Here is an 11638-nt window from a genome sequence, read left to right as displayed (position 1 = left end):
GTGGAGTAGACTATTGTCGCCCTTGCCGGAGGGAAAGCCGGCGTTTTGACAGACAGGGATCGCATATGACGGATTGGGCCATCTGGTTCGTGCTGGCCGGCGCGCTGATCGTCGCCGAGCTTTTCACCGGGACTTTTTACCTGCTGATGATCGCGCTGGGCCTTGCGGCAGGCGGCGTGGCCGCGCTTGCGGGCGCGCAGGTGGAGTGGCAATTGCTGGCGGCCGCGATCGTCGGCATCGCCGCCGTGATGTCGTTGCGCCGCAGCCGTTTCGGCCGCTTGCGCAAGAGCGACGCCAACCGCGACCCCAATGTCATCCTCGACATCGGGCAGACCGTCGAAGTGGCGGCCTGGCAGCAGCACGGCAACCAGTATCTGGCCCGCGTGCCTTACCGCGGCGCCTTGTGGGACGTGGAGCTGCAAAGCGGCCATCACGCCGAGCCCGGCGCTTTCGTCATCCGCGAAATCCGCGGCAGCCGGCTGATCGTCGCGCCGCGTTGAATACTGAATCACACCTAAGGAGAGCCTCATGCTGGGAAGCGTAACCCTGGTCATTTTCTTCATCGCCATCGTGTTCGTCGTGCAGACGGTCAAGGTGGTCCCGCAGCAGCATGCCTGGGTGGTGGAGCGCCTGGGCAAATACCACGCGACGCTGGCCCCGGGCCTGAACATCGTGGTGCCGTTCATCGACCGCGTGGCCTACAAGCACATCCTCAAGGAAATCCCGCTGGATGTGCCGCCGCAGGTCTGCATCACCAAGGACAACACGCAACTGCAGGTGGACGGCATCCTGTACTTCCAGATCACCGACCCGATGCGCGCCTCCTACGGCTCGTCCAACTACATCGCCGCGATCACGCAGCTGGCGCAGACCACGCTGCGTTCGGTGATCGGCAAGATGGAGCTGGACAAGACCTTCGAGGAGCGCGACCACATCAACACCGCCATCGTCAGCGCCATCGACGAATCGGCCGAGAACTGGGGTGTGAAGGTGCTGCGCTACGAGATCAAGGACCTGACCCCGCCCAAGGAGATCCTGCACGCGATGCAGGCGCAGATCACCGCCGAGCGCGAGAAGCGCGCGCTGATCGCCGCTTCCGAAGGCCGCAAGCAGGAACAGATCAACATCGCCACCGGCGAGCGCGAAGCCGCCATCGCCAAGTCCGAGGGCGAAAAGCAGGCCTCCATCAACCGCGCCCAGGGCCAGGCCGCAGCGATCCTGTCGATTGCCGAGGCCAGCGCCGAGGCGATCCGCAAGACCGCCGCCGCGATCCAGGCGCCGGGCGGCTCGGACGCGGTGAACCTGAAGGTGGCCGAGCAATACGTGGCCGCTTTCGGCCAGTTGGCCAAGACCAATAACTCCATCATCGTGCCGGCCAACCTGTCGGATATGAGCGGGCTGATCGCCGCGGCGCTGCAGGTGGTCAAGAGCCAGCCGAAGTGACGCCGCAGGTTTCCGCCGTGCGAATGGTCATCGACAGGCGCCGGTCAACAAGGGAGGCCGCGATGTCGAGCCGTATGCGCCGGCTGCTGTCGGCAGCTTCGTTTTTCGCGTGGATGGCGGCGGCAGTGCCGATCCAGGCGCAGTCGCCGGACCAGGCGCTGGCCGAAAGGGTGGATGGCCAGATGAACCAATTGCTGGCCCACTACCAGATCCCCGGCGCCAGCATCGCCATCGCCTACAAGGGCGAATTCGTCTACCAGCGCGGCTACGGCATGGCGGTGACCGAAAGCAATACGCCGGCCACGCCGCTGACGGTGTTTCGCATCGCCAGCGTCTCCAAGCCGATCACGGCGGTGGCGGTGCTCAAGCTGTTCGAGGATGAGCTGCCGCAGGCGCTGGAGCGGCGGGTATTCGGGCCGGATGGGCTGTTGCCCGACGCCGCCTATCCCGATTTCGCGCAACCGCTCGATTCGCGCGTGCTGAAGGTGACGCTGCGCGACCTGCTGCAGCATACCGGCGGTTGGGGCGCGAGCGAGTACGATCCGCAATACGACCTGGTCGAAATCGCCCGCACGATGAACGTGCCGGCCCCGGCCCCGGCGCGCACCGTGGTCGCGTTCATGCTCAGGCACCGCTTGCTGGACGTGGCGCCCGGCACCGAATTCCATTACAGCAATTTCGGCTACAACATCCTCGGCCGCATCATCGAGCACAAGAGCGGCAAGCCTTACGAACAAGCGGTGCGCGAGCTGGTGCTGGAACCCGCGGGGGCGGCCGGTGCGGCCATCGCCGCCGACAAGCGCATGCAACGCTCGGCCAGCGAAGCCGTGTATTACGACGATCCGCGCTGGCCGCCGGTGCCGGACCAGGATGGCAGCGGAGCGACCGGCCCGGGATCGTATTTCGGTTTCCATTTCCAGGCCATGGATGCGCACGGCGGCTGGGCGATGACGGCGGGCGACCTGGTGCGCTTCGCCGACGCCACGCTGGGGCGCGGCGGATCGCCCGCGCTGCTCAAGCCCCGGACGGTCGCGCTGATGAAGCAGCGCAATCCCGCCATGCCTGACAATAACAACGGACTGGGCTGGGTGGTCACCAGGATGAACGGCGTGAACATCATCTCGCATAGCGGCGCGCTGATTGCCGGCACTTATGCCTACCTGCAGGCGCGCGAAGACGGCTGGTCGTGGGCGGTGCTGTTCAACCGCTTGCCGGCCGACTATCCGCTGGAAAAGGCCATGGAAGGGCTGCAGGCCTTCCAGGTCACGGTGCAGCGGGGATTGATGGCGGCGATTATCAACCAGCCGGATCCGGAGCAGGCTGCAAAGTAGCGGGTTCCCGTGCGCGAAGGGGGCCGGTCAGGCGTCCAGCGTCTGTCCCCTGGCCGGTTCGTCGGCCATGAAGGGCAGGGTGATGTCCACGCGCAGGCCGCCGTCGCTGCGGTTGGCGGCGCGGATGTAGCCGTTGTGGGCTTCGATGATGCGCCGTGCGATGGACAGCCCGAGACCGTGGCCCGAACTGTTGCTCTTGGTCCGGCTGCTGCGGAAGAACAGTTCGAAGATGCTGTCCAGTTCGTTTTCCGGCACGCCGGGGCCGCGGTCCAGGATCGACAGGTTCAGCAGCTTGTTGGCCTCATCGACCTGGGTATGGATTTGCACGGCGGTATCGGGCGCGGTGTGCTTGATGGCGTTGCGCAGCACGTTCTCGATCGCCCGGTAGAGCAGTTCGGGATTGCCCTTGATCTCCACCGCGCAGTCGATCCGGCTCTCGATCTGCTTGCCGTTGGCGCCGGCCTCGAAACTGGCGTCGTTGACCATGTCGGCCAGCATCGGCTGGATCGCGATGTTCTCTTCCATCGAACCGGGCACATCGGCTTCCAGCCGCGACAGCGTCAGCAGCTCGCCCACCAGCTTGTCCATGCGCATGCTTTCGCGCTCGATGCGTTCCAGCGTGATGTCCAGCTTGTCCTTGTCCTGCACCCGCGCCAGGCCGATGGCCACTTGCAGCCGCGCGATCGGCGAACGCAGCTCGTGCGAGACGTCGTGCAGCAGCCGGCGCTGGCTTTCCATCAGCGTGCGCAGCTTGGCCGTCATGGCGTCGAAATCGCGCCCGAGGTCGGCCAGTTCGTCGCTGCGCGAACTCATGACGGGTTCCAGTTGCAGGTCCAGGTTGCCGGAAGCGGCCTGGGTGAAAGCGTTCTTCAGGTGGCGGATCGGGTAGGAGAAATACCAGGCCAGCAACAGGGCGAACACCATGCTGGCGGCCAGCGCCACCACGATCGGCATGCTGGGGAAGAACAGCGGCTGCGGCCTGCGCTCGCGCATATGGCGCGGCTCGCGTGGGCCGGGGCCGGCGAATTCATCGGGCGGGGCGGGAATGAACAACAGGTAGCTGTGGCCGTTGGCGGCCTTCACCAGTTCGACCACGCGCCGTTCCTTTTCGGTCCTGAGCACGGCACGCGCTTCTTCCACCAGCTTGGGCGAGACTTCGCGGCCCATCAGGTCGTTCATGTTTTCATCCACCGCGTATAGCTTCAGGCGGCGCTCGCGGCCTTCGTTGATCAGGCTGCGCAAGGCTTCGGTGCCGCCGAACTGCAGGGTCGCGGCAGCCGAACGGATCATGAAGGAGGCGGGCGGGCTGAGGTCGATTTCAGTGGAACGGCTGTTGCGTTCCAGGTTCTCGACCCAGAACAGCACGCCCACGCCGAAGGTGGCGGTGATCTGGGCGATCGCGATGAAGAAGAAGAACTTCCAGAATAACCGACCCACTACTTTATTCCTTGATGAATTGGTAGCCCAATCGGTAGACGGTCTGGATGCAGCTCTTGTCGCTGCCCAGCGCCGCGATCTTCTGGCGGATGCTGGAGAGGTGGACGTCGATGTTGCGGTCGAAGCGCGCCAGCGGACGGCCCAGCCCTTGCTCCGACAGGTGCTGCTTGCTGACCGGCTTGCCGGCATTGCGCGCCAGCACTTCCAGCAGGTTGAATTCGCTGCTGGTCAATTCCAGCGGATGGCCGGCCCAGGTCGCGCGGCGTTGTTCCGGCCACATCGACAGCGCGCCGACGGACAATGGGGAATAGGGCGATTGCTCGCTGCTTTCAGCGGTGGCGCGGCGCAGGATGGCGCGGATGCGCGCGGCGATCTCGCGCGGGGTGCAGGGCTTGGGGACATAGTCGTCGGCGCCCAGTTCCAGGCCGATGATGCGGTCGGTGTCGTCGCCCTTGGCGGTCAGCATCACCACCGGCATGCTGCTCCTGGCGCGGATGCGGCGCAAGGTGTCGACCCCGTTCAGGCGCGGCATCATCACATCCAGCACGGCAATGGCGTATTGGCCGGTCAAGGCTTCGGCGGCGCCGGTTTCGCCGTCATAGGCGACATTGACTTCGAATTTCTCCTGTTCAAGGTATTCCTTGAGCATATCGACCAGCTCGACATCATCGTCGATCAAAAGCACTTTAGACATTGCTGCGTTCCATTCTTGCATTCTTGAATTGCCCCGCATTGAAAACGCGGGGCGTCGGCAGCCGCTAATATGCCGTAAAAGGTTTTGCAGATGTGTTTCAGAGCGTCTTTACAATTGCATCTTTACATTCATTTACCCTGGCGGCGCGAACATTCCAGGCCGGCCATGCTCGTCTTCTTTGTTTCAGTGCCGCAAGATTTCCGGTGGCGGAAATTGCCTTGGCCGCAGCCCCGGCAACCCGGTCGCGACCGGTAAAACTTTACTCCGATTTGCCGGGGCCAGTGATGCGGCAGCGGAGCGGATCGCGCATCCGGCATCGGCCGCCGGCGTGCTAAGCTCACCGCATGAATATTTTGGATGAGGCCAGGCTTGGGCAATTGATGTCCCTGATGTGCGAAGCCATCGCATTGGGCGGCGCCGGCAGGCACGGGCCGGCCTTGGAAAAGGTGGCGGCGGGCCTGGCCCTCGAGCCGGAATTCTTCCCGCTGCTGATGCAGCGCGGGCGCCTGCAGGAACAGGCCGGGGATTTTCAGGCCGCAGTCGCCAGTTACGAGGAATGCCTGGCGCTTAGCCCCACGCTGGCAGATGCCGCTACTGCACGTACGCAGGCGCTATACGCACTGGTCGAGAAATGCGACCGTGCGCTGGCCGGACCGCTGACGGCGGCGGTTTCCGAGATCAGCGCCGCCAAGGCGCATGCGCTGTTCAAGCTCGGGCTGCACGAGCATGCGCTTGAGGCGCTGGCGCCAGCGATGGCAGCCATGCCGGATGATTTTTCCCTGCTCAACTTGCGCGCCGATATCCTGCTGCGGCTGAACCGGCACGAAGAAGCGCTGGCCTGTTACGGACAGGCATCCGGCGACATGGCGCTGCTCCAGTTCAACCGCGGCAATGTATTGCGCCAGATGGGGCGTTTTGGCGAAGCGCAGACCTGCTATGAGCAGGCGCTCTCCCTGCATCCCGCTTTCGCCGAGGCCCGCGTGGCGCGCAGCCATTTGCTGCTCATGGCGGGACACTACGAGGAGGGCTGGCGCGAGCATGAGGCAAGGCGCGCGATCGCGCAGATCCGCCGCGCCGACGTGCACAGCGCCAGTCCGCAATGGCAGCCGGGGATGGCGCTCGCCGGAAAAACGCTGCTGCTGTGGGCCGAGCAGGGGCTGGGCGATTCGCTGCAGTTCGCGCGCTATATCCCGGATGCGGCGGGCCGGGCGGGGCGCACCATCGTCTGCGCGCCGCCCGGCTTGCTGCCGCTGCTGCAGCGCTCATTCCCGATGTGCGGCTTCATCGGCAACGACAAGGCCTTGCCGCCCCACGACCTGCATGCGCCTTTGCTCAGCCTGCCATTGCTGCTGGGCCGGCCGGACCCGGGGCAAAGCCCGCGGCCGCCGTATCTGGTCCCGGCGCCGGCACGGGTGGCGGACTGGGCGGCGCGGCTGGGCGAGCGGCGTCGCGCCCGCATCGGCATTACCTGGGCCGGGCGGCAATACGGCGCCATCAACCATACGCGCGACCTGGCCCTGGCACAGCTCAAGCCGTTGTTCGATGTCGATGCCGATTTCATCAGCCTGCAGCAGGCCGTGCCGCCGGCCGACCGGCCATGCGCCGATGCGCAGCCAAACCTGCAACGCTTCGCCTTGAACGATTGGGACGATACGGCGGCGCTGATGGGCAATCTCGATCTGGTGATCTGCATCGACAGCGCGGTGGCCCACCTGGCCGGCGCGCTGGATATGCCGGTGGCGCTGATGCTGCGGCTGGAGGGGGAGTGGCGCTGGGGGCAGCAGCCGGAACGCAGCGCATGGTACCCGCGCATGCGCCTGTTTCGCCAGCGGCAGCGCGGCAATTGGGAAAGCGTGGTGGAAGAGGTCGCGGCGTTCATACGCACGCTGGGCAAATGAAAACGGCTGCGCAAGGCAGCCATCGTGTTTCCTGCGGGAGGTGGGGTCAGCGCCGGTGCTGTTTCATGGCAGACTGGATTTCACGCTGGCTGTCGCGCTGCTTTTCGGTCTCGCGCTTGTCATGCTGTTTCTTGCCCTTGGCCAGGCCGATGTCGCATTTGACGCGTCCCTTGCTGTAATGCAGGTTCAGCGGCACCAGCGTATAGCCGGAGCGCTCGACCTTGCCGATCAGCTTGTTGATCTCGGCGGCGTTGAGCAGCAGCTTGCGGGTGCGCGTGGTTTCCGGGTGGACATGGGTGGAAGTGCTGGTCAGGGCGCTGATGTGCGCGCCGAACAGGAATACCTCGCCATTGCGCACGATCACATAGGCTTCTTTCAGTTGCACGCGGCCGGCGCGTATCGATTTGACTTCCCAACCCTGCAAGACGATGCCCGCCTCGAACCGCTCCTCGATGAAGTAATCGAAAAAGGCTTTTTTGTTGTCAACTATGCTCATCTAAGAAAAATGGGTCCCGTCGGTTAAAATTATTACTTTGCGATTTTATCAAACGGACCACCCTCGATGGCAGTCGTACACAAAACCGTCTTGATCAACTATAGCGCGGAGCAGATGTTCAACCTGGTGGACCGGGTCGAGGATTACCCGGAATTCCTGCCCTGGTGCGGGGGCGTCGAAGTGGCCGAGCGCGGCGAACACAGCCTGACGGCCCAGTTGAAGATCAATTACCACGGCCTGAAACAGGCATTCAGCACCCAGAATACCAATGTCCGTCCCACCAGCATGACCATGCGCCTGGTGGAAGGGCCGTTCAAGCATTTCGAAGGGCGCTGGCATTTCAAGCCGCTGCGCGAAGACGCCTGCAAGATCGAGTTCGACATGGAGTACGAATTCTCCAGCCGCATCCTCGAAGGCGTCATCGGCCCGGTGTTCAGCATGATCGCCAACAGCTTCGTCGATTCCTTCTGCAAGCGCGCCGAGCAGATATATGGCTGAACCGGCCCGTTTGCAAGTGCAGATCTGCTATGCGGCGCCCGGCCTGCAGGTCTTGAAGGACATCGAGGTGCAGGAGGGCTGCACGATCCAGCAAGCCATCATGGGCAGCGGCCTGCTGCGCGAACATCCGGCGATCGACCTGACGGCATGCCGCGTCGGCATCTACGGCAAGGTGAAGGAGCTGGATACGCCGCTGCGCGCGCGGGACCGCATCGAGATCTACCGCCCGCTGATCGCCGACCCCAAGGATTCGCGCCGCCGCCGCGTGGCGCATAAGGAAAAGGCCTCGCGCTGACGCTTGGCGCTGCCGGCCATGCTTGCCTGAATTTCAACGGATCGGGCCTGTTTGCCACAGGCCGGACGCTAAAACTCAACTGCAGCGCGACGCACGCTAAGCTTTTCTGTATAATTCGCTTTTGCGCCTATAGGAAACACTATGCGTCTTCTCCAAAAAGCACTCACGTTCGATGACGTGCTGCTCGTCCCGGCCTTCTCGGACATCCTCCCCAAAGATACGACCCTGACCACGCGCCTGACGCGCAACATCACGCTGAACATCCCGCTGGTCTCCGCGGCCATGGACACCGTGACCGAGGCGCGCCTGGCTATTGCCATGGCGCAAGAGGGCGGCATCGGCATCATCCACAAGAACCTGACGCCCAAGGAACAGGCGCGCGAGGTTTCCAAGGTCAAGCGTTTCGAATCCGGCGTGGTGCGCGACCCGATCACCATCCCGCCGACCATGAAGATCCGCGACGTCATCGCGCTGTCCAAGCAGCACGGCATCAGCGGCTTCCCGGTGGTCGAAGGCAAGAGCCTGGTGGGCATCATCACCAACCGCGACCTGCGCTTCGAAGAGGAACTGGACGCCGAAGTGCGCGCCAAGATGACCCCGCGCGACAAGCTGGTCTACGTCAAGGAAAACGGCGCCGGCGCCGATCCTGAAGAAGCCAAGCGCCTGATGAACAAGCACCGCCTGGAGCGCGTGATGGTCGTCAACGACGCTTTCGAGCTGCGCGGCCTGATCACCGTCAAGGACATCGAGAAGTCGACCGAACACCCGTTCGCCTGCAAGGACGTGCACGGCAAGCTGCGCGTGGGCGCCGCCGTCGGCGTCGGCCCGGACAATGACGAGCGCATCGAGCTGCTGGTCGCAGCCGGCGTGGACGTGATCGTGGTCGATACCGCCCACGGCCATTCGGCCGGCGTGTTGAACCGCGTCAAGTGGGTCAAGACCAAGTATCCGCACGTCGAAGTGATCGGCGGCAACATCGCCACCGCGGCGGCCGCCAAGGCGCTGGTCGAACACGGCGCCGATGCGGTCAAGGTCGGCATCGGTCCCGGCTCCATCTGCACCACCCGTATCGTCGCCGGCGTCGGCGTGCCGCAGATCTCGGCCATCGCCAATGTCGCCGAAGCCCTGAAGGGCACCGGCGTGCCGGTCATCGCCGACGGCGGCATCCGCTTCTCGGGCGACGTCGCCAAGGCGCTGGCCGCCGGCGCCTCGGCCGTGATGATGGGCAGCATGTTCGCCGGCACCGAAGAAGCGCCGGGCGAAGTGATCCTGTACCAGGGCCGCAGCTACAAGTCCTACCGCGGCATGGGCTCGCTGGGCGCGATGGCCGACGGTTCGGCCGACCGCTACTTCCAGGACGGCGACAACACCGCCGACAAGTTCGTGCCGGAAGGCATCGAAGGCCGCGTCGCCTACAAGGGCTCGGTCGTCGCCATCCTGTACCAGCTGGTGGGCGGCGTGCGCTCCTCGATGGGCTACTGCGGTTGCGCCAGCATCGACGATTTCCGCGAACGCGCCGAATTCGTCGAGATCACCTCCGCCGGCATGCGCGAGTCGCATGTGCACGACGTGCAGATCACCAAGGAAGCACCGAACTACCGCGCCGAGTAATTCAAGATGCGGCCACAGCCCGACAGTCCGCGGCAAGATGCCGGACTGCCGGGCTGTTGAATTTTTGCAGCAGCCGTACCCATTCACTAACGCAGATTATCGCAGCCATCCCTCAAAGCCATGTCTACGCATTCGCACTCGAAAATCCTGATCCTCGACTTCGGTTCCCAGGTGACCCAACTGATCGCCCGCCGCGTGCGCGACGCCGGCGTGTTTTCCGAGGTTTTCCCGTATGACGTGAGCGATGAGTTCGTACGCAACTACGGCGCGGCCGGCGTCATCCTCTCCGGCGGCCCCAACAGCGTCACCGAAGGCGACACTCCGCGCGCGCCGCAAGCCGTGTTCGAACTGGGCGTGCCGGTGCTGGGCATCTGCTACGGCATGCAGACGATGGCTGAACAACTGGGCGGCAAGGTCGAGAACGGCCACCTGCGCGAATTCGGCTACGCCGAAGTGCGCGCCCACGGCCACACCAAGCTGCTGGAAAACATCAGTGATTTCACCACCGCCGAAGGCCACGGCATGCTCAAGGTCTGGATGAGCCACGGCGACAAGGTCAATGAAATGCCGGCCGGCTTCAAGCTGATGGCCTCCACCGGCAACTGCCCGATCGCCGGAATGGCCGACGAGGAGCGCCGTTTCTACGGCGTGCAGTTCCACCCGGAAGTCACCCACACGGTGCAGGGCACGGCGCTCCTGGGCCGTTTCGTGCATGATATCTGCGGCTGCAAGTCGGACTGGAACATGCCCGACTACATCTCCGAAGCGGTGGAAATGATCCGCCAGCAAGTCGGCAGCGACGAAGTCATCCTCGGCCTGTCCGGCGGCGTCGACAGCAGCGTGGCCGCGGCGCTGATCCACCGCGCCATCGGCGACCAGCTGACCTGCGTGTTCGTCGACCACGGCCTGTTGCGCCTGGACGAAGGCAAGATGGTCATGGACATGTTCGGCAAGAACCTGGGCGTGAAGGTGATCCACGTGGACGCCACCGAGCAGTTCATGGGGCACCTGGCCGGCGTCACCGACCCCGAAGCCAAGCGCAAGATCATCGGCCGCGAATTCGTCGAAGTGTTCCAGGCCGAATCGGCCAAGCTGACCAGCGCCAAGTGGCTGGCCCAGGGCACCATCTACCCGGACGTGATCGAAAGCGCCGGCAAGGGCAAGAAGACCGCCCATACCATCAAGAGCCACCACAACGTCGGCGGCCTGCCGGAAACCCTGAACCTGAAGCTGCTGGAACCGCTGCGCGAACTGTTCAAGGACGAAGTGCGCAAACTGGGCGTGGCCCTGGGCCTGCCGCCGGAGATGGTGTACCGCCACCCGTTCCCCGGCCCCGGCCTGGGCGTGCGCATCCTGGGTGAAGTGAAGAAGGAATACGCCGACCTGCTGCGCCGCGCCGACGCCATCTTCATCGAAGAGCTGCGCAACACCAAGGATGAAGACGGCCAGACCTGGTACGAAAAGACCAGCCAGGCCTTCGCCGTGTTCCTGCCGGTCAAGTCGGTGGGCGTGATGGGCGACGGCCGCACCTACGAATACGTGGTGGCGCTGCGTGCGGTGCAGACGCAGGACTTCATGACCGCGCACTGGGCGCATCTGCCGCACGAGTTGCTGGGGCGGGTGTCCAACCGCATCATCAATGAAGTGCGCGGTTTGAACCGTGTTGTGTATGACATTTCGGGTAAGCCGCCGGCTACGATTGAGTGGGAGTGATTCCACGTCTGGCAGTGGCTGGTATCTTCAGGCATTAAATAACAGCTAAGCCCGCGATTTTGCGGGCTTTTTTGTCTTTTTATATCAGGCGTTGTCTGCCTAGGCGTGGCGACGCGGCGTAGTGGTGCTACGGCAAGGAGCGGCAACAACAGCAGGCGACGCCTGATGGCCGTTCTCGGAGGGTTGCCCTCAGAAGGCGCGCTGGCTGCGTTTCCCGGTGGG

Annotated in this window: 11 protein-coding genes; 8 read left to right on the top strand and 3 right to left on the bottom strand. The window is 64.1% G+C overall.

Annotation, left to right across the window (positions count from 1 at the left end; translation table 11 throughout):
• The first annotated feature begins 65 nt into the window (after positions 1 to 65).
• The 3 genes from J7548_RS03370 to J7548_RS03360 all read left to right on the top strand — a co-directional run bounded on the left by J7548_RS03370 (position 66) and on the right by J7548_RS03360 (position 2774).
• A complete protein-coding gene (locus tag J7548_RS03370; protein ID WP_290970303.1) occupies positions 66 to 500 on the top strand; it encodes an NfeD family protein in 435 nt (144 codons plus the stop codon).
• Between the two features lie 28 nt (positions 501 to 528).
• A complete protein-coding gene (locus J7548_RS03365; RefSeq protein WP_290970300.1) occupies positions 529 to 1443 on the top strand; it encodes a stomatin-like protein in 915 nt (304 codons plus the stop codon).
• Between the two features lie 62 nt (positions 1444 to 1505).
• Positions 1506 to 2774 carry a serine hydrolase domain-containing protein gene (locus J7548_RS03360; protein WP_290970297.1) on the top strand — a complete coding sequence of 423 codons (1269 nt, stop codon included), beginning with the start codon at positions 1506 to 1508 and terminating at the stop codon, positions 2772 to 2774.
• Between the two features lie 27 nt (positions 2775 to 2801).
• Here J7548_RS03360 and J7548_RS03355 read toward each other — a convergent pair whose 3' ends face one another.
• Together J7548_RS03355 and J7548_RS03350 are read right to left on the bottom strand one after the other, a co-directional pair.
• Positions 2802 to 4211, bottom strand: coding sequence for an ATP-binding protein (locus J7548_RS03355; protein ID WP_290970294.1), 1410 nt, complete (start codon positions 4209 to 4211; stop codon positions 2802 to 2804).
• A gap of 4 nt (positions 4212 to 4215) precedes the next feature.
• Positions 4216 to 4905, bottom strand: a complete 690-nt coding sequence (locus J7548_RS03350; RefSeq protein ID WP_290970291.1) for a response regulator transcription factor — start codon at positions 4903 to 4905, stop codon at positions 4216 to 4218.
• Positions 4906 to 5249: 344 nt separating this feature from the next.
• Between J7548_RS03350 and J7548_RS03345 the strand changes: the two genes are divergently transcribed.
• Positions 5250 to 6803 carry a tetratricopeptide repeat-containing glycosyltransferase family protein gene (locus J7548_RS03345; protein WP_290970289.1) on the top strand — a complete coding sequence of 518 codons (1554 nt, stop codon included), beginning with the start codon at positions 5250 to 5252 and terminating at the stop codon, positions 6801 to 6803.
• Between the two features lie 46 nt (positions 6804 to 6849).
• Here the strand turns inward: J7548_RS03345 and smpB are convergent, their stop codons facing one another.
• On the bottom strand, positions 6850 to 7299 hold the full coding sequence (gene smpB, locus J7548_RS03340; protein WP_290970287.1) for an SsrA-binding protein SmpB: 450 nt from the start codon (positions 7297 to 7299) through the stop codon (positions 6850 to 6852).
• Positions 7300 to 7365: 66 nt separating this feature from the next.
• Between smpB and J7548_RS03335 the strand changes: the two genes are divergently transcribed.
• The 4 genes from J7548_RS03335 (at position 7366) to guaA (ending at position 11416) form a co-directional block, all read left to right on the top strand.
• Positions 7366 to 7797, top strand: coding sequence for a type II toxin-antitoxin system RatA family toxin (locus tag J7548_RS03335; RefSeq protein WP_290970283.1), 432 nt, complete (start codon positions 7366 to 7368; stop codon positions 7795 to 7797).
• Positions 7790 to 8092, top strand: coding sequence for an RnfH family protein (locus J7548_RS03330; RefSeq protein WP_290970280.1), 303 nt, complete (start codon positions 7790 to 7792; stop codon positions 8090 to 8092). Before J7548_RS03335 ends, J7548_RS03330 begins: the two co-directional genes overlap by 8 nt.
• A gap of 141 nt (positions 8093 to 8233) precedes the next feature.
• Positions 8234 to 9703: an IMP dehydrogenase gene (guaB, locus tag J7548_RS03325; RefSeq protein ID WP_290970277.1), complete on the top strand. Its 1470-nt coding sequence runs from the start codon at positions 8234 to 8236 to the stop codon at positions 9701 to 9703.
• Positions 9704 to 9823: 120 nt separating this feature from the next.
• Positions 9824 to 11416 carry a glutamine-hydrolyzing GMP synthase gene (gene guaA / locus J7548_RS03320; RefSeq protein ID WP_290970274.1) on the top strand — a complete coding sequence of 531 codons (1593 nt, stop codon included), beginning with the start codon at positions 9824 to 9826 and terminating at the stop codon, positions 11414 to 11416.
• Positions 11417 to 11638: the final 222 nt, after the last annotated feature.

Origin of the sequence: Herbaspirillum sp. (assembly GCF_017744395.1) — a bacterium.
Classification (GTDB): domain Bacteria; phylum Pseudomonadota; class Gammaproteobacteria; order Burkholderiales; family Burkholderiaceae_D; genus Herbaspirillum.
Note: the sequence above shows the minus strand (reverse complement) of the source record. Positions and strands in the feature narration are given on the sequence as shown.